Origin of the sequence: Nocardiopsis listeri (assembly GCF_020741345.1) — a bacterium.
Classification (GTDB): Bacteria; Actinomycetota; Actinomycetes; order Streptosporangiales; family Streptosporangiaceae; genus Nocardiopsis; species Nocardiopsis listeri_A.
Map to the genome: position 1 here is coordinate 19672 of NZ_DYZD01000386.1, position 21812 is coordinate 41483.

Below are 21812 nucleotides of genomic sequence, written 5' to 3' on the forward strand. Positions count from 1 at the left end.
CGACGCGGGACCCGCGGCGTCTGTCATCCTGTCAGGCGCCGACGAGAGCCAGATCACTCCCCCCGGGCGTGCGCGGCCACCACGGTCGTGCGCTATAGTCGCAGCCATGCAGCGGAACTTTTGGCGCTTTTATGGCTACCGGCCCATCTCCCCGGTCGCCTGTAAAGCCCTGCGCTGACACAGACGACTCCCAGGAGCCCCGGGCCGGAAAAGGCCCGGGGCTCCTTTGCGTTCACCGGACCGGACCGGCCAGGCGAGACGACTCAGCGGCACTGCCGCCCAACCGACGAACAGGGACAACCCACATGGTCATCGTTATGGCACCGGACGCCACCGCCGACAACATCGACGCACTCGTCGAGCTGGTCACCTCCGCCGGGGGTGAGGCGTACGTGACCCGCGGTGTCAGCAGGACCATCATCGGTCTGGTCGGCGACGTCGAGCGCTTCCAGGACCTGGGCCTGCGCGCCAAGCCCGGGGTCGGCGACGTGCTGCGCATCTCCGCCCCCTACAAGCTGGTCAGCCGCGAGAACCACGACAGCCGCACCGTCGTCGGTGTGCGGGGCGTGCCGATCGGCGGCGAGAACATGACCGTCATCGCCGGTCCCTGCGCGGTCGAGACGCCCGAGCAGACCCTCGCCGCGGCCCACATGGCCAAGGCCGCCGGTGCCGCCCTTCTGCGCGGCGGCGCCTACAAGCCCCGCACCTCCCCGTACGCCTTCCAGGGGCTCGGTGAGCAGGGCCTGAGGATCCTCTCCGACGTGCGCGAGGAGACCGGCATGCCGATCGTCACCGAGGTCGTGGACGCCGCCGACGTCGACCTGGTCGCCTCCTACGCGGACATGCTCCAGATCGGCACCCGCAACATGCAGAACTTCGCGCTCCTACAGGCCGCCGGGGACGCCGGCAAGCCCGTCCTGCTCAAGCGCGGCATGAGCGCCACCATCGAGGAATGGCTGATGGCCGCCGAGTACATCGCCCAGCGCGGCAACCTCGACATCGTGCTGTGCGAGCGCGGCATCCGCACCTTCGAGAAGGCCACCCGCAACACCCTGGACATCAGCGCGGTCCCGGTGGCGCAGAACCTCACCCACCTGCCGGTGATCGTCGACCCGTCCCACTCCGGTGGCAAGCGTGACCTGGTCCTGCCGCTGTCCCGCGCGGCCATCGCCATCGGCGCCGACGGCATCATCGTGGACGTGCACCCCAGCCCGGAGACCGCCCTCTGCGACGGCCCCCAGGCCCTGGTGGAGGAGGACCTGAGCGTGCTGCGCGACGTCGCCGGCACCCTGGCCACCCTGAGCGGCCGCACGCTCACCCCGGCCCCGGCGCGCGAGCTCGCCGACGTGTAGGCGGCGTTTCGCAGAACCCGAGCCGAGCGCATACGGGAAAGGGAGCGGTGCCCGAGGGCGCCGCTCCCTTCGTGTCCGGTCCGTCAGAGGGCGGGCACGGCGGTGGCCGCGGCCGGCACGACGCCCTTCTCGGGGGTCGCCCCGCCCAGGAAACTGGGCTTGTGCATCTGCGCGGTGGTCAGCAGGTACTCGGCGAGCTCCTCGGCGTCCATGCGCTTCTCGATCGTGCGCAGGTCGGCGATCTTGGCGGCGGTCTCCACCTGACGCGGGGTCAGCATCGTGCAGCAGTCCTCGTCGGGCAGCTCCGAGATGGCCAGCGTCCCGATCTTGCGGGCCTGGTCCATGATCTCGGTCTTGTCCATTCCGATGAGCGGCCGCAGGATCGGCATGTCCACCGCGTCGTCCAGAGCGGTCAGGTTGGTCATCGTCTGGCTGGAGACCTGCCCCAGGGCGTCACCGGTGATCAGGCACTCCGCGCCCAGGTCGTCGGCCAGGGCCTCGGCGGTCTTGAGCATCAGCCGTCGCTGGGCGACGATCTGCAGGCGCTCGATGCCCGAGCTCTTCAGCTGCTGCTGGGCCTTGCCGAAGGGCACCACGAACAGGCGCGAACCCACCTGGTAGCGGTCGATCTGCCGGACCAGGCTGTAGGCCTTGTAGATCGACTCGGGGCCGGTGAAGGGCATCCCGGAGAAGTGCAGGAAGTCGACCTTCAGCCCGCGTCGGATCATCCGGTGCGCGGCCACGGGCGAGTCGATACCGCCCGACATCAGCACCAGGCCACGACCGCTCATCCCGGCGGGCAGACCGCCCTGGCCGGGGATGCCGTCGGTGAAGACGAAGGCCTCGTCCTTGTCGATCTCCACGTGCAGGGTGTTGTCGGGACGCTTGAGGTTCACCTTGTAGCCGTGCGCCTGGATGATCTTGGAACCGAGGAAGCCGGCAAGCTCACCGGAGTTCATCTCGAAACGCTTGTCCCGGCGACGGGCGCGCACCGCGAAGGTGCCCTGGCGGTCGGCCATGGAGCGCACGGACACGTCCACGATGGCGTCGAGGTCCTTGCGGACCCGGCGCACCAGGTGCACCCACACCACACCCATGACGTCGGCCATACGGTCGGCGATCTCGGCGACCTCCAGGTCCGACGCCTCGGGCTTGCGCACGATGATCACCCCGGCGCCGCGCTGGGAGAGACGGATGTCGCCCAGGTCGCGCACGGAGTTGCGGATGTTGTTGTGCAGACGGCGCTCGAACAGCTTGCGGTTGGAACCCTTGAGGACGATCTCTCCGAGCTTCATCAGCACGCAGAGCTCGCCGAGCCCGGCGTCGGCTCCGGCCTCGGTTGCGGGGAGCGGCGCGGACTCCAGCGACGCGGACATGATGCTTACCTCCGGAAAAGATGATGCCTTGGTGCCCGGTGAGGCGGGAGGGGTGGATGGTGGTGGGACCGGGCGTGCCCACCGCTGCCTTCCAGTATCGAACAATCCAGGGAGCGCTCGGTACATTCCCGGACCGGTCGCCGGACACGCGAACGGCCCCTCCCTGCGCGGAAGGGGCCGTCCGGCACGGGGTGTTCGAACACCCCGACTCTGCTCGGGGTCAGCCGAAGAAGACCTCGGCCTCTTCGTAACGCTCGGCCGGAACCGTCTTGAGCGTGTCGGTGGCCTCGGCCAGGTCCACTCGGACGATGTCGGTGCCCTGCAGGCCCACCATCTTGCCGAAGGCCTTGTCGTACACGGAATCGATGGCGTTCACGCCCAGGCGGGTGGCGAGCACCCGGTCGAAGGCGCTGGGGGTGCCGCCGCGCTGGATGTGGCCCAGCACCACCGAACGGGCCTCCTTGCCGGTGCGCTTCTCGATCTCCTCGGCCAGGTTCTGGCCGATGCCGCCCAGGCGCACGTGCCCGAAGGAGTCCTTCTCCCCGGTGGCGAGCTCCATCTGGCCCTCCTTGGGGTGAGCACCCTCGGCGACCACGATTATGGGGGCGTACTGCGTCTCGAAGCGGCTCTGGACGTGCTTGACGACCTCGTCGATGTCGAAGGGCCGCTCGGGGATGAGGATGACGTTGGCGCCCGCCGCCATGCCCGAGTGCAGGGCGATCCACCCGGCGTGACGGCCCATGACCTCCACCACCAGGGCGCGGTGGTGGGACTCGGCGGTGGTGTGCAGCCGGTCGATCGCCTCCGTGGCGATGTTGACGGCGGTGTCGAACCCGAACGTGTAGTCCGTGGCGTTGAGGTCGTTGTCGATGGTCTTGGGTACGCCCACGACGTTGACCCCGCGGTCGTGCAGCTGACGAGCCACCCCGAGGGTGTCCTCGCCGCCGATGGCGATGAGGGCGTCCACGCCCAGCCCCGCCATGTTGTCCTTGACGCGCTCGACGCCGCCCTCGATCTTCATCAGGTTGGTGCGCGAGGAGCCCAGGATGGTCCCGCCGCGAGGCAGGATGCCGCGCACGGCGCTGACGTCCAGCGGCATGGTGTCGCCCTCCAGGGGCCCACGCCAGCCGTCCCGGAAGCCGATGAACTCGTAGCCGTAGTCCTTGATGCCCTTGCGGACCACGGCGCGGATGACAGCGTTCAGACCAGGGCAGTCTCCGCCACCGGTCAGGACCCCGACTCGCATTCGACTTCTCCTCGACGTTGGATGTGTTCATGGCGCCCGGCGCCATATGGTCTAGACCATAGTGGGAGCGGGGAGTCCGGGCCAACCCCGAAGGGCGATGGCCTTTCCGAAATCCACACCCCATCAGGGGCCGACCGTGTCCGAAAGAGCCGGACGGCCCGGCCGGTGGGAACCGACCGACCCGCGCTCAGTCGTCCAGCCCCTGGTCGATGGCGTAACGCACCAGCTCCACGCGGTTGTGGAGCTGCAGTTTGGTCAGGGTGTTCTGCACGTGGTTCTGCACCGTGCGGTGGGAGATGGTGAGCCTTCGCGCGATCTGCTTGTAGGCCAGTCCCTTGGCCACCAGACGCAGCACCTCGGTCTCGCGGGGCGTGAGCCGCGGCATGTCGTCGGCCCCCTGCCGCGAACGATCGTGTTCGCTCGACAGTCTGCGGTACTCGCCCAGGACCAGACCGGCCAGCCCGGGGGTGTAGACCGCGTCCCCGGCGTGGACACGACGCACCGCGTCCAGGAGTTCCTCGCGCCCGGCCGACTTCACGAGATAGCCCGTGGCGCCGGCCTTGACCGCGGCCAGGACGTCCTCGCTCTCCCCGCTGGCGGACAGCACCAGCACCCTCGGGGGTTCGGGCAGTGCGACCAGGGCGGCGGTGAGCTCCACCCCGGTGGTGTCGGGCAGGTTCAGGTCCACCACCGCCAAGGTGGGACGGGCCGCGGGCGCGATGCGCATCGCCTTGGCGCCGTCGCCGGCGGTGCCCACGACCGTCATCCCCGCCTCGCCGAGGTCTCGGGCGACCGCGTCGAGCCACAAGGGGTGGTCGTCCACCACCAGTACCCGGATGTTCTCGCCGTCCATGCCGCCGAGCGTAGCGGCAGTGGGCTCCTGGGCACAGCGGGCCGGCCGCCACGGGCCGAACAAGGGGAGGGGCAAGAGCACTCGCGCTCTTTCGCCCCTCCCCGGTGATGGTGGGCCCACCTCGGTGGTCAGTCGTCGTCGTCCTCGTCGTCCGGGTCGATGACCACACCACCGGGCGTCGCCGTGATCGTGATCTCGGTGCCTTCCGGGGCCTCGCCGGAGTGCGACTGGTGGCCGATGATCCGGCCGCCCAGGATGCGCTCCACCTTGACCTTGAAACCGGCGTCCTCCAAGGTCTCGCGGGCGTCCTTGATCTTCTCGCCGAGCACGTCCGGGATCTCCACGTCGGGCGGGCCGGTGGACACGGTCAGGGTGACGGTGGACCCGGGACCCACGTTGGTGCCGGTGTCGGGGGTCTGGTCGATGACCTGACCCTCCTTGACGCTCTCGCTGTCCTCCTCGACGATCTCGACCGTCAGGCCCAGTTCCTCCAGGGTGGACTCGGCGTCCGCGCGTTCCTCGCCGGCCAGGCTCGGCACGGGGATGCCCTTGCTGACGGTGAGCGTCACCGACTTCTCACGGTCGGCGGTCGCCCCCGCCTCGGGCTCGCTGGAGATGACCTGACCCGGATCGTTGTCGGGGGACTCGACCTCCTCCTGCTCGATCCGGTCGGCCTCGAAGCCCAGGTCCTCCAGGTCCTTGAGGGCGTCGGCGATGTTCTGCCCGGCGATGTCGGGCATCTCCACCTCCTGCGGCCCCTTGGAGACGTACACGGTCACCGGGTCGCCGGGGGAGAGACGCTCGCCCACCTCGGGATCGGTGGCGCCCACCTCGCCCACGGCGACGTCGCTGTAGACCTGGTTGTCGGACAGGTCGTAGATCAGTCCGGCCGAGCGGATCTCGTCCCGGGCGACCTCGGGCGTGGCGCCGAGCACGTCGGGGACGGGTTCGTAGCGGCCCAGCAGGAACCACCAACCGACCACACCCACGAGCAGCGCCATGGCGGCCGCCCCCACCACCAGCAGGCGGTTGCGCGAGAACCAGGAGCCGCCCTCGTCGTCCGGGCCGTAGCCGTCGTAGGCGTCGGCGGCGTTCATGTCGACGACCATGGTGGCGTTCTCGGTGCCAGGGCCCGCGCCACCCGCGATCAGCTGGGGCGCGGTCATGGTGACGCCGGCCGCGCCGGTGGGCGCGACCGGGGCCATGTGCTCCTGGGCGCCCGAGGGCGACTCGGGCAGAGTGCTCAGGACCTCCAGCACCTTGGCCAGATACTGACCGGCGTTTCCGGGCCGGTACCTGGGATCGCGCTCGGTGGCCTTGGTGACCAGGGCGTCAACATCGGGCGGGAGCCCCGGCAGGAAGTGCGAGGGCCGTGGCACGTCCTCGTTGACGTGCTGGTAGGCGATGGCGATGGGGGTCTCGCCGGTGTGCGGCTGACCACCGGTGAGCAGTTCGTAGAACATGATGCCCGCGGCGTAGACGTCGCTGCGGGCGTCGGCGACGCCCTTCTCGATCTGTTCGGGCGCCAGGTAGGCGGCGGTGCCCATCAGGGTGCCGGTACGGGTCAGTCCCTGGTTGGACTGCTCGACCGCACGGGCCAGACCGAAGTCGGCGACCTTGACCCGACCGTCCTCGGTGAGGAGGACGTTCTCCGGCTTGACGTCACGGTGCACCATGCCGGCCTGGTGGGCGGCGCCCAGGGCGGCCAGCACCGGGGCCATGAAGTTCAGCGCCTGACGGGGGGTCAGCCGACCGCGTTCCTTGAGCAGGTCGCGCAGCGTACGTCCCGGTACGTATTCCATGGCCAGGAACACGTGTCCCTGGTCCTCGCCCTGGTCGAAGACCTGGACCACGTTGGGGTGCGAGAGCTTGGCGACCGAGTGCGCCTCGTTGATGAATCGCTGGACGAAGGAGGGGTCCTGCGCCAGGGACGGGTGCATGACCTTCAGGGCGAGTCTGCGGTCCAGCCTGAGGTCGTGGGCGACGTAGACCGTCGCCATACCGCCACCGGCGATCCTGGACTCGACGAAGTAGCGACGGTCCAGCGTCGCGCCTACAAGCGGGTCGGAAGTCGTCATGTCCACGGCGGAGTTGTGTCCTTGCTGCGGGGAGCGCGGGAGATCGCGGCCGATGGCGCGTACCCGACACCAGATGTCGAACCGACACGATAGCGGAATCCGGAGTCGGCTCTGCCCCGCGGTTCATGGTCGCGGCGGCCCCGCACCATGCGACACACGGGCCATTCCGTGTGCGCTCGGGGGGTGCGCGCGCCTGGGCTGTCTCGGTGGGTGCGGTGCCCTCTCACGGCACACACATTCCATCCACGGTAGGGGACGACACCAAACCTTCGCTTGACGCCGCACCGGCCGGCCCTTGACCGGAGGCCGATGCGACCGCTCCGACCTGCCCGGACACGGGTCGAGGTCGGGCAGGTCGGGTGGCGCTCCGTTCAGACCACGTCGGGGCTGGAGGCCAGGGCGTGCCGCCGGATCGGGATGCGTCCGGCACGGCGGGCGCACCGGCCGGCCCGGACCGCGTCGCGCATGGCCCGCGCCATCAGGACCGGGTCCTGGGCGCGCGTCACGGCAGTGGCCAACAACACCGCGTCGCACCCCAGTTCCATGGCCAGGGCGGCGTCGCTGGCGGTACCGATCCCGGCGTCGACGATGACCGGCACCTCGGCCTGTTCGACGATCAGCTCCAGGTTGTGCGGGTTGCGGATGCCCAGGCCGGAGCCGATCGGCGCGGCCAGAGGCATGACGGCGGCGCAGCCGAGCTGCTCCAGGCGCCGGGCCAGCACCGGGTCGTCGTTGGTGTAGGGCAGCACCGTGAAGCCGTCGTCCACGAGTGCCTCCGCGGCCTCCAACAGCTCCACCGGGTCGGGGAGCAGCGTGTGCTCGTCGGCGATGACCTCCAGCTTCACCCAGTCGGTCTCCAGGGCCTCGCGCCCCAGCCTGGCGGTGCGCACGGCCTCCACCGCGGTGAAACAGCCCGCGGTGTTGGGCAGCGGTCGGATGCCGTTGCGGGACAGAACGTCCCACACCGAGCCCTGAGTGCCCGGGGCGACCCGGCGCATGGCCACGGTGGTCAGCTCCGTCCCCGAGGCCAGCAGGGCCTCCTCCAACACCTCCAGGGAGGGCGCGCCGCCGGTTCCGGTGATGAGCCGGGAGCCGAAGGGGACGCCGGCGATGATCAAGGGGTCCTCGACGGTGTCGACGTCGGGGCGGGTGTCGAGGGCGTCGGTCATGGTTCAGCCTCCCTGTACGGCGGTCAGGACGTCCACGCGGTCTCCCGGGGCCAGGGCCGTGTCGGCCCACGCGGTGCGCCGCACCACCTCGTCGTTGATCGCCACCGCGATCCCGCCGGGGATCGCACCGTCGCCGGCCGAGGTGAGGTCGCGTACGACCGCCTCGACCGTGGTGGCCGTGCTCTGGCGACTCTCGCCGTTGATGATCAGTTCCACAGTCACTCCCACGTCGTCGGCTCGTCTCACGCGCCGCCACCGGACAGCGGCCGGTCGGCGGCGAACCCGTGCGCGTACTCGGGCAGGGTCCCGGTGGCGAGCGCCTGGACCATGACCTCTCCGGTCACGGGGGCCAACAGCACCCCGTGCCGGAAGTGGCCCACGGCCAGGTGCAGGCCCGGAACCCGGGTGGGGCCCAGCAGGGGTCGATTGTCGGGGGACCCGGGGCGCAGTCCCACGCAGGTCTCGGTGATCTCCAGCTCGGTCACCCCGGGGACGAGTTCGCGCGCGTCTCGCAGCACCTGCCAGAGCCCGCCCGCGGTCAGGGCGGTGTCGTATCCCAGTTCCTCCTGGGTGGCGCCCACGATGATCTCGCCGTCGGCGCGGGGCACCAGGTAGACCGGGAAGCCGCGGACCAGGCCGCGCACGGTCCGCTCCACGAGAGGGGGCTCTCCCCGGCGGACCCGGGCGCGCAACAGCTGCCCCTTGACCGGACGGATCGGAGGCAGCACCGGCGCGGGCAGGGTGATCCGAGCGCTCGGACAACCCGCGGCGAGGACGACCTGGTGGGCCGGGAGAACGGTGCCGTCGGCCAGGTGCACGCCCAGCCGGGCGCCGTCGGGACCGGGGTCGGTGACCTCGGTCACCGACCCGGCCACCTCGCGCGCTCCCGCGCGTTCGGCGGCCCGGGCCAGGGCCGGCAGCAGACGGCGGGGGTCGACGGAGTGATCCTCGGGGGCCAGTACCCCGCCCCGTACCGAAGGGGCCAGGTGGGGTTCCAGCCGGCGGCACTCACGACCGTTCAGCCGCTCGGTGGCGATGCCCAGACGTCGTTGCAGGTCGTGCAGTTCGTCGAGGACGGCCAGGTCGTCCCGGTCGAAGGCGACCAGGAGCGTTCCGGTGCGGTGGTGGGCCACCGACATGTCGGAGTCCGCCTCCACCTCGGCGACGAAGGAGTCGTACATCCGCGCGGAGCGGACGCCGAGCCCCATGAGTTCCTCCTCACCGAAGACCGCCTCGGTGGCGGGTGTGAGCATGCCCGCCGCGACGGTGGAGGAGGAACGAGAGTCTGCGGGTTCGGTGACGGGGTCGGGTTCGACCAGGGTGACGTCCAGACCGTGTCGGGCCGCCCTCCAGGCGATGACCCTTCCGATGACGCCGCCACCGATGACGACCACACCATCGGTGCCGCAACCGCTTCCGTACCGGGGATCCTCGAAGTCGCGCATGGCGCGCCCCCCTCCCTTCGCCGGCATGATCCGGATCAGGTTCGTGCGGTCGGAGACTGCTCGGTCTCCCTCTCAGCCGGGTCCACCCGGCTCCCGCGGGACATGTCTGTTCGCTCCCCGCCATCCTAGGACAGGTCACTCTCCACGGGTTCGGACGGTCCTCGGTGGCCGGTGGGGTGTGGCAGATTGGGAGGGTGACACACAAAGACCTCGACATCGACGAACTGGTCGGCGACTGGCTGACCCTGCGTGAGGCGGCTCAGCCGCTGGGCGTCAGCCCCAACCGGATCAAGACGTTCATCCGCGAGAACCGCCTCATGGGTGTGGTCCGCGGTGGAGAACTCTCCATCCCCGCCGCCTTCCTGGACGGTGACGAGCTCGTCAAGGGACTGTCCGGCACCATCGTGCTGCTCTCCGACGCGGGTTTTTCCACCGAGGAGGCCCTGCGCTGGCTCTTCACGCCGGACGACACCCTTCCGGGGAGCCCGATCCAGGCCATGCGCGAGAACCGGGGCACCGAGGTGCGCCGCCGCGCCCAGGCCATGGCCTTCTGAGCGGTCCGTGACCGTTCGGCGCCGGGTCCACCCGTCGCCCACGAAACAGAGGTCCGGGCACGGCCGTGCCCGGACGGGGCGCACCGGGGGGTGCGCCCTTGGGCCTCCACGGACCAGGGCCTAGTGTGTCGGGTGTGAGGACCAGCCACGGAACCAGCCTGCGCGAGCGCCTGGACGCATCCCTTCTGTACCTGTGCACCGACGCCCGTACCGAGCGCGGTGACCTCGCCGAGTTCACGGACGCGGCCCTGGCCGGAGGGGTGGACGTCGTCCAACTCCGGGACAAGGGGCTGGAGGCCCGCGACGAACTCGCCGCGCTGGAGGTCATGCGCGAGGCGTGCGAGCGCCACGGCGCACTGCTCGCCGTCAACGACCGCGCCGACATCGCCCGCGCGGTGCGCGCCGACGTCCTGCACCTGGGGCAGCGTGATCTGCCCGTGCCCATGGCCAGGGACATCATCGGCGCGGACCCGGTCATCGGACGCTCCAACAACGACATCGAGGCCGCCATGGCCTCCGCCGAGGAACCCGGAAGCGACTACTTCTGCGTCGGGCCGACCTGGGCCACCCCCACCAAGCCGGGACGCCCGGCGGCCGGTCCGGTCCTGGTGGAAAGGGCCGCCGCGCTGGGGAGCGAACGACCCTGGTTCGCCATCGGCGGGATCGACCTGACCAACGTCGACCAGGTGCTCGACGCCGGCGCCTCGCGCGTTGTCGTGGTGCGCGCCATCACCGAGGCCGAGGACCCCCGCGCCGCGGCGGCCGCCCTCAAGGAACGGCTCACCGCGCGGCTCTGAGGACCTGAACCGACGCATCGGTTCAGGGCACCAGGAACACCTTGCCGACCACACGCCGTTCGGCGAGCGCCCGGTGGGCCTCGGCTGCCCGTTCCAGGGGCAGGGTCATTCCCACGTGCGGGCGGAGCCGCCCCTCCCGTCCCTCCTCCAGGGCCAACCGGGCCAGATCGACCCGGCTCAACCCTTCCTGCTCTTGGAGGTCCATCAGGTCCAGGACGGTGACACCGCGCCGGGCGGCCTCGTCGCGGTCCACCTCGGCGAAGGAACCTCCGGCCGTCCCGTAGCCGATGAAGCGGCCCCCGGTGGCGACCAGGTCGAAGGAGGACTCGCCCAGGGTCCCGCCCGCCCCGTCGACCACCACGTCCACGCCGGCGCCGCCGGTGATTCCCAGCACACGCTCTCGCCAGTCGGGCGTCGTGTAGTCGACGGTCGCCGTTGCTCCGACGGAGTGGGCCGTCTCCCGTTTCCCGGGGGTCGACGCCGCACCGATCACCCGCGCTCCGGCGAGACGGGCGAGCTGCACGATCAGGCCGCCGGCGCCACCGGCGGCGGCCAGTACCAGCACCCAGGTGTCCGGTCGGAACCGCGCGGCGTGTTCCAGGAGCATCGCCGTGGCCCCGTCGATGAGCAGGGCCAGGGCCTCGTGGTGGCCCAGTCCCTCCGGTACCCGCAACAGAGCGTCCTCGGGGACCACGATCCGCTCGGCGTACCCGCCCTGGTGCCCGGTGCGCGCGAGCACCGCGACACCCGCCCAGGCGGGGTCGGATCCCGGGCCCACGTCGCGGACCCGACCCACCACGCTCCCGCCGGGTACGTACGGCGGAGTGACCGGAAAGGAGTCCCCGGCCACACCCGCGCGGATCAGGGTGTCCAGGTGGATCACGTTGGCGGCCTCCACCGCCACGGCCACTTCACCGGGTCCGGGTTCGGGGTCGGGGAACCTCTCTGGGACCAGCACCTCGGGGCCACCGAACTCGACCGCTCGCACCGCGCGCATCGCGCCTCCACTCCGTCGCCTGTACTGACGAGCCTCTTACCTCAACTAAGGTCGAGGTCAAGTCCTGGGGGTGGGAACGACGAGACCGCCGCGCACGGTGCACGGCGGTGGTCGGGAAGAGGGCGCTGCGGTCAGACCTCGACGTGCGCCAACGCGCTCGGATGACGTCGCAGAAAACCCTCGATGGACTGTGCCGGGTGCCCGGCCAGATCCGGCACGGTATCGGCCACCACGTCCATCTCCCCGGTCGCGATCGCCGCGTACGACGACGCCCACCCCTCGATCTCCCATTCCGCGGCCCCGGTGGGACGGCGCGACTCCAGGGCCTCCTCCCAGGTCTCGGGCACGTAGCGGATGGTGCGGCCGGTGAGCCGCCCCAGTTTCTCCACCGTGGCGCCCACCGACAACGCCTCCGGGCCGGTCACGTCGTAGGTGGTCCCCTCCGACGCGGCGATCACCACAGGATCGGTCAGGACGGTGGTGGCCACGTCGGCCACGTCGTCCCTGGACACCCACGCGACCCGACCGTCACCGGCCGGGCCGCGCACCACGCCCTCGTCGTCCACCCAATAGGGCAGCAGGTCCAGGTACAGGCTCGGTCTCAGGAACGTGTAGGAGACACCGGTGGATCTGATGTGCGCCTCGGTGAAGAAGTGGGTCCGGGCGAAGGTGAAGGTCGAGGCGGGGCCGGCGCCGAGGAACGACAGGTACACGATCCGGGAGACCCCTGCCTCGACCGCCGCGTCCACCGCGCTGACGTGGGCCTCCATCCGGTCCTCGGACTCGGTGGCCGAGACCAGGAACAGGGTGTCCACGCCTCGGCAGGCCCGCGTGAACCCGGCCCCGTCCTCGTAGGCGGCCATCGACGCGCTGCTGCCCGGATACTCCGGGGCGCGATTGATGTCGCGCACGATGAATCGCTGCGTCGACCCGAGCCGGGCGATCCGGGCGGCCACGCGCCCGCCCACCGCTCCCGTGGCCCCGGTCACCCCTATGGTGTGGTTTGTCATGTGATCGTCACCCATGACAGCCATCCTGGAGTATCGGGACGTGCCGGCCGCTCATCGGCACGCCCCTTTTTGAGCTCATCGGCCGGCGGGTGGTGTGCTCTTGGGAAGACCCCTCCTTCCCACCCGCGGCAGGGGCGACCGCGCGGGTGGTGCGCCGGTAGGTCAGGCGGCCGGGAGCGGCGCGCACAGCACGGATCGGGCCAGGTCCGGAGCGAGCGCCCGTTCGACCATGGTGGTCGGCCCGAGTGGGGCGGCGTCCTCGGCCATGGGGGGAGGGCTCCTCTTCAGGGATCTATCGGCAACTCCGATTCACGCCGGAATCGGGCGTAGTACGCAACTGGAAAAAGGGTATGAAAACCCCGAACCCCGACGTCGGTCCTTCGGGGTTCTGGCGGGTCACGGATCAGTGGGAGCGGCGGGTGGCCGCCACGACCAACTCGCGCAGCGGACCACGCGCGCCCTCGTCCAGCTCCGGGCTCTCCAAAGCGGCGAGTGCCTGTTCGGAGTAGTCCTCGACCAGAGACTCACAGGCGGCCAGGGCACCGCTGGACTCGACCAGGGAGCACATCCACTCCACCGAGTCCGTCGACAGGTCGGGGGCACCCAACAGCGAGCGGAAGCGCTCGGCGTCGGTCTCACCGGACCGCGCCAGGGTCTCGGCCACCACCAGGGTCCGCTTGCCCTCGCGCAGGTCGTCACCGGCCGGCTTGCCCATGGTGCTCGGGTCACCGAACACGCCCAACAGGTCGTCGCGCAGCTGGAAGGCGATCCCCAACGGGATGCCGTAGTCGGTGTAGACCTCGGCGAGCTCGTCGCCCCGACCGGCCAACGCGGCCCCCAGGTGCAGCGGACGCTCCACCGTGTACGCGGCGGTCTTGTACCGCATCACCCGAAGGGCGGCCTCACGGGTGGCGGTGCCGCGCACCTGTTCCAAGGTGTCCAGGTACTGCCCGGCCATGACCTCGGTGCGCATCGCGTCGAAGGGGCCGCGTCCGTCCTGCAGTGTCCGCGGTACGAACCCGCAGGCCTGGTACATCTCGTCGGACCAGGTCAGACACAGGTCGCCGATGAGGATCGCGGCACCACGACCGAACCCGTCGCTGTCGCCGCTCCAGCCCTCGTCGGCGTGCAGTCGGGCCATGCGTTTGTGGGTGGCGGGGGCGCCGCGTCGGGTGTCGCTGTTGTCGATCACGTCGTCGTGCACGAGGGCGCAGGCCTGGAGGAGCTCCAGGGACGAGGCCGCGCGGATCATCCTGGCGTCGCCCTCGGCGCCTCCCGCGCCGCGCCACCCCCAGTAGGCGAAGGTGGGGCGCAGTCGCTTGCCGCCGGAGACGATCGCCTCCAAGGAGTCCATGGCGGGGGCCAGCTCGGGGCCGATCTCCAGCAGCCGGACCCGGTGTTCGGCGCAGAAGTCGGACAGTTCGCGGTCCACGTCGGAACGGATGACGGACACGGCTGAAAAGGCAGTGGAAGGGGCCATACCCCGCAGGTTAGTCGCTGGCCGAAGGGGTAAAGGCCCGGGTGTTCGGCGTCCCGGGCGGCCTCGCCGAGGCGGTTCCCCGTGATGGAATTCTCGGTGTCCGCAATGTGGACAAGATGGGACACGGGTGTGCTGCCCGAAGCGCGGTCGGTGTCGGTAGAAACCCATCAGAATAGGGATTCTTGTCCCTAGGTCGGGTCGAACGGGAAGTTCATCGCGAAAATCCGCTTGTCTCACATGGTGGTACTTGAGATGGTCGAGTCGAAGACGATCTTGAAGTATGAGATGAAGTGTCCGTGAATCGGGGGTCCTGGCCTAGGGTGGGGATCATGCTCGCTGCACCCACACGCCCCGTGGCGCCCCGAGGTCCGGCCCCCAGGCCGCGCCATATCCGAGACCTGCTCGACTCGGGTGAGCCGCTGTTCTCCTTCGAGTTCTTCCCGCCCCGCAACGCCCGTTCGCAGGAGCGTCTGTGGCGGGCCATCCGGGAGATCGAGGCGCTGGGCCCCTCGTTCGTCTCCGTCACCTACGGAGCCGGCGGCGGTACCCGCGACCTCACGGTGGAGACCACCGAGCGCATCGCCACCGACACCACGCTGATACCGGTCGCGCACATGACGCTGGTCGACCACTCCGTCGCCGAACTGCGCCACCTCATCGGTCGCCTGTGCGACGCGGGCGTGTCCAACATGCTGGCCGTGCGCGGTGACCCGCCCGGCGACCCCGACGGCGAATGGGTCCGACACCCGGAGGGGCTCACCTACGCGGAGGAACTGGTCCGCCTGCTCAAGGAGAGCGGCGACTTCTCCGTGGGCGTCGCCGCCTTCCCCTACAAGCACCCGCGATCGACCGACGTCGAGATCGACACCGACCACTTCGTGCGCAAGTGCCGGGCGGGCGCCGACTACGCCATCACCCAGATGTTCTTCGACGCCGACGACTACCTTCGACTGCGCGACCGAGTGGCCGCCCGCGGCTGCGACATCCCGATCATCCCCGAGGTGTTCCCGGTGGTGAAGACGGCCTCGATCCGGCGTTCGGAAATGCTCTCGGGCGCCCCGTTCCCGCGCGCGCTGGCCGAGCGCTTCGAGAGCTTCGGCGACGACGCCGAGGCGGTGCGGGCGTTCGGGATCGAGCACGCCCAGAAGATGTGCGAGCGGCTGCTGGCGGAGGGCGCACCGGGCATCCACTTCATCACCTTCAACCAGTCCACGGCCACCAGGGAGATCTACCGGGAGATCGCTCCGGAGCGGCAGAGGTCGTCAGCGGCAGACGCGCGGCCATGATCGAGAAGGGCTGGTCCGGGCTCCCCGGGAAGGAGAACGGGTCCAGCACCTCGACGAACCCGCACGAACGATAGAGGTGGCGTGCCGCCGAAGGGCCCGAACGCGTGGACAACACGGCCGTGCGTTCGGGCCTTCCCTCGCACAGTCGGTGCAGCATGCGTCGGCCGATGCCCTGGTTCTGGGCGTCGGGGTGGACGTGCACCTCGGCGATCTCCAAGGGGTCGCTCAGGTAGCGCTTGAGGTGGCCCCGCTGTCCCCGGGCGCGCATACCCTTGGTGACGACGTCGTGCCACCACTGGCCGTTCATGCCGTGGAAGGCGTAGGCGAACCCCACGGCGCGCTCGTCGTGGACGGCCAGGACGGCGCGGAACCCCGGGTGGCGGGTGTGGCCGTGCATGACGGAGGCCCGGCCCGGCAACTGCTCCGGGGGTGGGCGCATGGCGGCCTCATAGACCTCCAAAAGCGCCGGAACGACGTGCGCGAAGGCGCCGGGGGCGAGTTCACGTAACTCGGTGTCGACTGCCACGACTCCAGGGTAGGCGGTTGCGCCGCCGTTGGACCTGGTTTTCACGGGGTCGATGCTCTCGTCGTTCTCCCGATTCTCCTTGACGCTCCGCTCGTGGGGGTGTTAACTGGTGCCCATCGAACAGGAGTTCGATACGCCCGCCCTTGTGTGGGCGAGGCGGGGCCGGGTCGGGGAGGGGAAGCCCTTACCCGGCCTCGTCGTATGTCCAGGCCCCGATGGACGGGCCGGGCGCACGAAGAGCCGGGCGGCGCCCTTTCGGGTGGCACCCGGCTCTTCGTGAGCGATCGTGCTTGTTCGCGCCCGGGGTCAGAAGGCGTCGACGGCGCGGCGGGCCTCGGGGTCGAGGACCCCCCAGTTGACGAGCTCCTCGGTGAGGTCCCCGGGGGACTTGTCGTAGATGACCGCGAGTGAGCGCAGGTCCTCCTGGCGGATGGACAGCACTCGCCCGTTGTAGTCACCCCGCTGGCTCTGGATGGTGGCGACGTAGCGGGAGAGAGGACCGGCCTTCTCCTGCGGGAGCTGCTGCATGCGCTCCAGGTCGATCACCAGCTTGGGCGTCGGGCCCAACGGGGTGGGCGCGGCGCCGCCGGGCAGCAGCTCCGACATCGGCACGCCGTAGAAGTCGGCCAGCTCGGCCAGCTTCTGGACGGTGACGGCGCGGTCGCCGCGCTCGTAGGAGCCCACCACGACGGCCTTCCAGCGTCCGTGGGACTTCTCCTCCACTCCGTGCAGGGAAAGGCCCTGTTGGGTGCGGATGGCACGCAGTCGCGCACCGAGGGACTTGGCGTATTCGGATGGCATCTTTTTGTCGCTCCCGGCCGTGACGGTGGCTGGCGTGAGTGGGGGAGACGTCCGCTCGTACTCGGCGGGCCGCCTGGGCGGTCCAGCGGATGGTCACGGGGTGCAACCCCACCCGGTAGTGGTTACAGACAGTGACGGTAGAGGGGTGCTGGTGTCCAGGTCAAGCCGTTGGTGTGAAACGCGACTAATCAGTGGCCAAACCGTGCGTAGGTGAGACGCCTCTCATTTGTGGAGGGGGCGGGACGAGTGGGACGTTCTCGGGGATCGGAAAGCCCACTCCTGCAGGGAATTTCGTGTTTCCCACCGATGAGGGGCGATTCCGAAGTGTCATGAAATGGATACTCTTGACTGGGTAATCCATGGCATTGAATGTGATGAGCATCACAGTTGCGCTCTCGTGGGTGGGGACGCGCCCAAGGGCTCCGGAATCCTCGCTGGTAGCGTGGGCCCGATCGACATCCTTTAACGACCTGTTCTGTGAGGCAGGGAAGGGGTCACTATTTTGCATGCGCGAAAACCCGCGCGGGACGACAACGAGATCGCGCCTCCCGCGTCGATGCCCGAGGTACCCGAAGGCACACGAGCCGTCCTCGACGGCAACGAGATCAACCGGGCGCTGACCCGGATCGCCCACGAGGTGCTCGAACGCACCAAGGGCGGCCAGGACGTCACCCTCCTGGGCATCCCCTCCAGAGGTGTTCCCCTCGCCGAACGCCTGGCACGACGGATCGAGCGCGTCGAAGACCTCGACGTTCCCGCCGGTTCCCTCGACATCACCATGTACCGCGACGACCTGCGGCTCGCGCCCGCCCGCGCCCTCGGCAAGACCGAGATCCCAGCCGGCGGCCTCGACGACCGTGTCGTCGTCCTCGTCGACGACGTCCTCTTCTCCGGCCGCACCGTGCGCGCCGCGCTGGACGCCCTCGGCGACCTCGGCCGCCCCCGCGCCGTCCAACTCGCCGTCCTCGTCGACCGGGGCCACCGCGAACTGCCGATCCGCGCCGACTACGTGGGCAAGAACCTGCCCACCTCCCTGCGTGAGAGCGTCACCGTCCAGCTGGAGGAGACCGACGGCCTCGACGCCGTCCTCCTCGGGCCCTCGCCCTCCGCCAACGGCAAGGAAGGCACGCGGCCCGGCTCCCTCCAGCGCCCCGAAGACACGGAAGGGGACGCCTGATGCGCCACCTGCTCTCCGCCGGTGACCTCAGCCGGGACGAGGCCACTCTCATCCTGGACACCGCCGGCGAACTCGCCCAGGTGGGGGACCGCTCCGTCAAGAAGCTCCCCACCCTGCGCGGTCGCACCGTGGTCAACCTCTTCTACGAGGACTCCACCCGCACCCGCACCTCCTTCGAACTGGCCGCCAAGCGCCTGTCCGCCGACGTCATCAACTTCTCGGCCAAGGGCTCCAGCGTCTCCAAGGGGGAGAGCCTCAAGGACACCGCGCTCACCCTCCAGGCCATGGGCGCCGACGGCGTGGTCATCCGACACAGCGCCTCCGGGGCACCCCACCGCCTGGCGAACTGGGTCGACGGCTCGGTGCTCAACGCCGGCGACGGTACCCACGAGCACCCCACCCAGGCCCTGCTGGACGCGTTCACCATGCGCGAGCGCCTGGGCCGACTCGAAGGGCTGCGCGTGGCCGTGGTCGGCGACATCCTGCACAGTCGGGTCGCCCGCTCCAACGTCCTGCTGCTCACCACCCTGGGTGCGCACGTGACCCTGGTCGCCCCGCCCACGCTGATGCCGGTCTCGGTGCACACCTGGCCCTGCGAGGTCTCCTACGACCTCGACGAGGTGCTGCCCAAGTCCGACGTGGTGATGATGCTGCGCGTGCAGGCCGAGCGCATGCACGACTCCTTCTTCCCCTCGGTACGCGAGTACAGCCGCAACTACGGCCTCGACGGCGAACGCCTGAGCCGGATGCCGGAGGAGGCCATCGTCATGCACCCGGGCCCGATGGTGCGCGGCATGGAGATCTCCGCCCAGGTCGCCGACTCTCCCCGCTGCACCGTCACCGAGCAGGTCGCCAACGGTGTCAGCCTGCGCATGGCCGTGCTCTACCTGCTGCTCGGCGGGTCCTAGAGGAGCGGGTGCCCGAAAGCGCCACCGCGCGTTCGCCCGCCCCTCCCACCGCCCACGAACTTCAACGAACACGAGAAAGCCGACATCTCCATGCCCGAAAACCAGGGACCCTACCTGATCCGCGGCGCACGCCCGCTCGGCGACGACCCGGTCGACCTGCTGTTCGAGAACGGTGAGATCACCGCCATCGGCCCCGACCTGCGGGCCCCCGACGGGGCAGAGGTCGTGGACGCCACCGGTCTGATCGCCCTTCCCGGCCTGGTCGACCTGCACACCCACCTGCGCGAACCCGGCCGTGAGGACGCCGAGACCGTCGCCTCCGGCTCCCGCGCCGCCGCGATGGGCGGCTACACCGCCGTGCACGCCATGGCCAACACCGACCCCGTCGCCGACACCGCCGGCGTGGTCGAGCAGGTCTGGCGCCTGGGCGAGGAGGCCGGATACTGCGACGTGCGCCCGGTCGGCGCGGTCACCGTCGGCCTGGCCGGCGAACGGCTCTCCGAGATCGGCGCCATGGCCGACTCCGCCGCCCGTGTCCGGGTCTTCTCCGACGACGGCATCTGCGTCTCCGACGCGCTGCTCATGCGCCGCGCGCTGGAGTACGTCAAGGCCTTCGACGGCGTCATCGCCCAGCACGCCCAGGAACCGCGCCTGACCGAGGGCGCCCAGATGAACGAGGGCTGCGTCTCGGACCGACTCGGCCTGCCCGGCTGGCCCGCGGTCGCCGAGGAGGCGATCATCGCCCGCGACTGCCTGCTCGCCCAACACGTGGGCTCGCGTCTGCACGTGTGCCACGTCTCCACCAAGGGCTCGGTCGACATCATCAGGTGGGCCAAGGAACGCGGCTGCGACGTCACCGCCGAGGTCACCCCCCACCACCTGATCCTCACCGACGACCTGGTCGAGAGCTACGACCCGGTCTACAAGGTCAACCCGCCGCTGCGCACCGCCGAGGACGTCCAGGCGCTGCGCGAGGGACTGGCCGACGGCACCATCGACATCGTGGCCACCGACCACGCCCCCCACCCGGTCGAGGCCAAGGAGACCGAATGGTCCACCGCCGCGATGGGCATGATCGGGCTGGAGACGGCTCTCGGAGTGGTCCACAAGACCATGGTCGAGACCGGTCTGCTCACCTGGGAACAGGTCGCCGACCGCATGTCCGCCGCCCCCGCCCGCATCGGTCGTGTCGGCGGGCACGGCCGTGAGCTCGCCGTCGGTGAACCCGCCAACATCGTTCTGTACGACCCCGCCGCGCCCGTCGACGTCGACGCGGCCGCCATGGTCGGCAAGAGCGGCAACACGCCCTTCCGCGGCATGAGCCTGCCCGGTCGGATCATCGCCACGTTCCTGCGCGGCGTCCCGACCGTGCTGGAAGGGAAGATCAAATGAGTTTCCAAGCCCAGGCCGGACCTGGCACGACAGAGGGGGCAAACGTGTCCGAGGAGATCGGTGGACCGGCGATTCTGGTGCTCGAGGACGGTCGCGTGTTCCACGGCCGATCCTTCGGCGCCGTCGGTGAGACCTTCGGCGAGGCCGTCTTCAACACCGGCATGACCGGCTACCAGGAGACGCTCACGGACCCCTCCTACCACCGCCAGATCGTCGTGATGACCGCCCCGCACATCGGCAACACCGGGGTCAACGACGACGACCCCGAGTCGACCCGCATCTGGGTCGCCGGCTTCGTGGTGCGCGAGCCCTCCCGCATCACCTCCAGCTGGCGCTCGAAGGGCACCCTGGACGACGAGATGCGCCGCCAGAACGTGGTCGGCATCGCCCTGACCGGGACCCGCGCCCTCACCCGTCACCTGCGTGACAAGGGCGCCATGCGCGCCGCGATCAGCAGTGTCGGGACCGACCCGAAGGCGCTGCTCGCGCGTGTCCTCCAACAGCCCTCCATGGCCGGCGCCGACCTGGCGGGCGAGGTCAGCACCGACACCGCCTACGAGATCCCGCCGCCCGAGGGCGTCGAGGCCCGACACCACGTCGTCGCCGTCGACCTGGGCATCAAGTCCATGACGCCCCAGCGCCTGACCGAGCGGGGCTGTCGGGTCACCGTGGTGCCCTCCTCCGCCACCGCCGAGGACATCCTCGCCCTGGACCCGGACGGCGTCTTCTTCAGCAACGGCCCCGGCGACCCCGCGGCCGCCGACGGACCCGTGGCGGCCATGCGCGGGGTGCTGGACGCCGACAAGCCGCTCTTCGGCATCTGCTTCGGCAACCAGATCCTGGGCCGCGCCCTGGGCCTGGGCACCTACAAGCTGCCCTTCGGGCACCGAGGGGCCAACCAGCCGGTCATCGACACCCGCACCAAGAAGGTGGCGATCACCAGTCAGAACCACGGTTTCGCCGTGGACGCACCGCTCGACACCCCGTTCGACACCCCCTACGGCCGGGCCGAGGTCAGCCACATCGGCCTCAACGACCAGGTCGTCGAGGGCCTGCGGTTGCTGGACCGCCCCGTGTTCAGCGTCCAGTTCCACCCGGAGGCCGCCGCGGGCCCCCACGACGCCGCCGATCTCTTCGACGAGTTCGTCGACCTGATGTCCGCCCAGCCCGCACCGGCTGCCAAGTAGTAAGAGGTACAGAGCATGCCGCGCCGTAGTGATCTTTCATCCGTCCTCGTGATCGGCTCCGGCCCGATCGTGATCGGGCAGGCGGCCGAGTTCGACTACTCGGGAACCCAGGCCTGTCGTGTCCTCAAGGCCGAGGGCCTCCGGGTCATCCTGGTCAACTCCAACCCGGCCACGATCA

20 protein-coding genes and 1 riboswitch are annotated in these 21812 nt (G+C 70.1%); of the genes, 8 read left to right on the forward strand and 12 right to left on the reverse strand.

Annotated elements, in window-relative coordinates; translation table 11 throughout:
- Positions 1 to 305: 305 nt before the first annotated feature.
- Positions 306 to 1352 (forward strand): 3-deoxy-7-phosphoheptulonate synthase, encoded by a 1047-nt coding sequence (gene aroF, locus K8V84_RS20680; protein WP_304077523.1) that lies wholly within the window; start codon positions 306 to 308, stop codon positions 1350 to 1352.
- Between the two features lie 83 nt (positions 1353 to 1435).
- Here aroF and thiI read toward each other — a convergent pair whose 3' ends face one another.
- The 7 genes from thiI to thiO form a co-directional block, all read right to left on the reverse strand.
- The gene (gene thiI / locus K8V84_RS20685; RefSeq protein WP_304077524.1) at positions 1436 to 2728 is read right to left on the reverse strand and encodes a tRNA uracil 4-sulfurtransferase ThiI; all 1293 of its coding nucleotides are present in this window, start codon (positions 2726 to 2728) and stop codon (positions 1436 to 1438) included.
- A gap of 220 nt (positions 2729 to 2948) precedes the next feature.
- A complete protein-coding gene (locus tag K8V84_RS20690; RefSeq protein ID WP_304077526.1) occupies positions 2949 to 3974 on the reverse strand; it encodes a 6-phosphofructokinase in 1026 nt (341 codons plus the stop codon).
- 187 nt (positions 3975 to 4161) lie between these two features.
- Complete coding sequence (locus K8V84_RS20695; RefSeq protein ID WP_304077528.1) at positions 4162 to 4827, reverse strand: response regulator transcription factor; 666 nt, start codon at positions 4825 to 4827, stop codon at positions 4162 to 4164.
- Between the two features lie 128 nt (positions 4828 to 4955).
- Positions 4956 to 6911 (reverse strand): Stk1 family PASTA domain-containing Ser/Thr kinase, encoded by a 1956-nt coding sequence (pknB, locus tag K8V84_RS20700; RefSeq protein ID WP_304077530.1) that lies wholly within the window; start codon positions 6909 to 6911, stop codon positions 4956 to 4958.
- A gap of 365 nt (positions 6912 to 7276) precedes the next feature.
- Complete coding sequence (locus tag K8V84_RS20705) at positions 7277 to 8074, reverse strand: thiazole synthase (RefSeq protein ID WP_304077531.1); 798 nt, start codon at positions 8072 to 8074, stop codon at positions 7277 to 7279.
- A 3-nt stretch (positions 8075 to 8077) separates the two neighbouring features.
- Entirely contained in the window at positions 8078 to 8290 is a 213-nt protein-coding gene (gene thiS / locus K8V84_RS20710) for a sulfur carrier protein ThiS (protein WP_304077534.1), read from the reverse strand.
- A 26-nt stretch (positions 8291 to 8316) separates the two neighbouring features.
- A complete protein-coding gene (thiO, locus tag K8V84_RS20715; protein WP_304077536.1) occupies positions 8317 to 9519 on the reverse strand; it encodes a glycine oxidase ThiO in 1203 nt (400 codons plus the stop codon).
- Positions 9515 to 9626, reverse strand: a riboswitch (TPP riboswitch). (Overlaps the previous gene by 5 nt.)
- An 87-nt stretch (positions 9627 to 9713) precedes the next feature.
- Between thiO and K8V84_RS20720 the strand changes: the two genes are divergently transcribed.
- A complete protein-coding gene (locus K8V84_RS20720; RefSeq protein ID WP_304077538.1) occupies positions 9714 to 10073 on the forward strand; it encodes an Rv2175c family DNA-binding protein in 360 nt (119 codons plus the stop codon).
- A 134-nt stretch (positions 10074 to 10207) separates the two neighbouring features.
- Complete coding sequence (gene thiE / locus K8V84_RS20725; protein ID WP_304077540.1) at positions 10208 to 10870, forward strand: thiamine phosphate synthase; 663 nt, start codon at positions 10208 to 10210, stop codon at positions 10868 to 10870.
- 22 nt (positions 10871 to 10892) lie between these two features.
- Here the strand turns inward: thiE and K8V84_RS20730 are convergent, their stop codons facing one another.
- The 3 genes from K8V84_RS20730 to K8V84_RS20740 all read right to left on the reverse strand — a co-directional run bounded on the left by K8V84_RS20730 (position 10893) and on the right by K8V84_RS20740 (position 14357).
- Positions 10893 to 11867: a zinc-binding dehydrogenase gene (locus K8V84_RS20730; RefSeq protein WP_304077543.1), complete on the reverse strand. Its 975-nt coding sequence runs from the start codon at positions 11865 to 11867 to the stop codon at positions 10893 to 10895.
- Positions 11868 to 11998: 131 nt separating this feature from the next.
- A complete protein-coding gene (locus K8V84_RS20735; RefSeq protein WP_304077545.1) occupies positions 11999 to 12892 on the reverse strand; it encodes an SDR family oxidoreductase in 894 nt (297 codons plus the stop codon).
- Between the two features lie 388 nt (positions 12893 to 13280).
- Positions 13281 to 14357: a polyprenyl synthetase family protein gene (locus K8V84_RS20740; RefSeq protein WP_304077547.1), complete on the reverse strand. Its 1077-nt coding sequence runs from the start codon at positions 14355 to 14357 to the stop codon at positions 13281 to 13283.
- A gap of 353 nt (positions 14358 to 14710) precedes the next feature.
- On the opposite strand from K8V84_RS20740, the gene metF reads away from it, so the two are divergent.
- Positions 14711 to 15643, forward strand: coding sequence for a methylenetetrahydrofolate reductase [NAD(P)H] (metF, locus tag K8V84_RS20745; RefSeq protein ID WP_304077568.1), 933 nt, complete (start codon positions 14711 to 14713; stop codon positions 15641 to 15643).
- Here the strand turns inward: metF and K8V84_RS20750 are convergent.
- Positions 15558 to 16169 (reverse strand): GNAT family N-acetyltransferase, encoded by a 612-nt coding sequence (locus tag K8V84_RS20750; RefSeq protein ID WP_304077549.1) that lies wholly within the window; start codon positions 16167 to 16169, stop codon positions 15558 to 15560. The two genes, metF and K8V84_RS20750, sit on opposite strands and share 86 nt — an antisense overlap.
- 306 nt (positions 16170 to 16475) lie before the next feature.
- Complete coding sequence (locus K8V84_RS20755; protein ID WP_304077551.1) at positions 16476 to 16970, reverse strand: transcriptional regulator; 495 nt, start codon at positions 16968 to 16970, stop codon at positions 16476 to 16478.
- A gap of 556 nt (positions 16971 to 17526) precedes the next feature.
- Here K8V84_RS20755 and pyrR point away from each other — a divergent pair.
- The 4 genes from pyrR (at position 17527) to carA (ending at position 21634) form a co-directional block, all read left to right on the forward strand.
- Positions 17527 to 18147 (forward strand): bifunctional pyr operon transcriptional regulator/uracil phosphoribosyltransferase PyrR, encoded by a 621-nt coding sequence (pyrR, locus tag K8V84_RS20760; RefSeq protein WP_304077553.1) that lies wholly within the window; start codon positions 17527 to 17529, stop codon positions 18145 to 18147.
- A complete protein-coding gene (locus K8V84_RS20765) occupies positions 18147 to 19055 on the forward strand; it encodes an aspartate carbamoyltransferase catalytic subunit (RefSeq protein ID WP_304077555.1) in 909 nt (302 codons plus the stop codon). The genes pyrR and K8V84_RS20765 overlap by 1 nt, the downstream gene beginning before the upstream one ends.
- Positions 19056 to 19145: 90 nt before the next feature.
- Positions 19146 to 20447, forward strand: a complete 1302-nt coding sequence (locus tag K8V84_RS20770; protein WP_304077558.1) for a dihydroorotase — start codon at positions 19146 to 19148, stop codon at positions 20445 to 20447.
- A gap of 44 nt (positions 20448 to 20491) precedes the next feature.
- On the forward strand, positions 20492 to 21634 hold the full coding sequence (carA, locus tag K8V84_RS20775) for a glutamine-hydrolyzing carbamoyl-phosphate synthase small subunit (RefSeq protein WP_304077562.1): 1143 nt from the start codon (positions 20492 to 20494) through the stop codon (positions 21632 to 21634).
- The last annotated feature ends 178 nt before the right edge of the window (positions 21635 to 21812 follow it).

Bases quoted from the DNA above. Each gene is read 5' to 3' on its own strand.
- aroF (WP_304077523.1), top strand. From the start codon at position 306: ATGGTCATCGTTATGGCACCGGACGCCACCGCCGACAACATCGACGCA.
- thiI (WP_304077524.1), bottom strand. From the start codon at position 2,728: ATGTCCGCGTCGCTGGAGTCCGCGCCGCTCCCCGCAACCGAGGCCGGA.
- K8V84_RS20690 (WP_304077526.1), bottom strand. From the start codon at position 3,974: ATGCGAGTCGGGGTCCTGACCGGTGGCGGAGACTGCCCTGGTCTGAAC.
- K8V84_RS20695 (WP_304077528.1), bottom strand. From the start codon at position 4,827: ATGGACGGCGAGAACATCCGGGTACTGGTGGTGGACGACCACCCCTTG.
- K8V84_RS20705 (WP_304077531.1), bottom strand. From the start codon at position 8,074: ATGACCGACGCCCTCGACACCCGCCCCGACGTCGACACCGTCGAGGAC.
- thiO (WP_304077536.1), bottom strand. From the start codon at position 9,519: ATGCGCGACTTCGAGGATCCCCGGTACGGAAGCGGTTGCGGCACCGAT.
- K8V84_RS20730 (WP_304077543.1), bottom strand. From the start codon at position 11,867: ATGCGCGCGGTGCGAGCGGTCGAGTTCGGTGGCCCCGAGGTGCTGGTC.
- K8V84_RS20735 (WP_304077545.1), bottom strand. From the start codon at position 12,892: ATGGGTGACGATCACATGACAAACCACACCATAGGGGTGACCGGGGCC.
- K8V84_RS20740 (WP_304077547.1), bottom strand. From the start codon at position 14,357: ATGGCCCCTTCCACTGCCTTTTCAGCCGTGTCCGTCATCCGTTCCGAC.
- K8V84_RS20755 (WP_304077551.1), bottom strand. From the start codon at position 16,970: ATGCCATCCGAATACGCCAAGTCCCTCGGTGCGCGACTGCGTGCCATC.
- pyrR (WP_304077553.1), top strand. From the start codon at position 17,527: ATGCCCGAGGTACCCGAAGGCACACGAGCCGTCCTCGACGGCAACGAG.
- K8V84_RS20765 (WP_304077555.1), top strand. From the start codon at position 18,147: ATGCGCCACCTGCTCTCCGCCGGTGACCTCAGCCGGGACGAGGCCACT.
- K8V84_RS20770 (WP_304077558.1), top strand. From the start codon at position 19,146: ATGCCCGAAAACCAGGGACCCTACCTGATCCGCGGCGCACGCCCGCTC.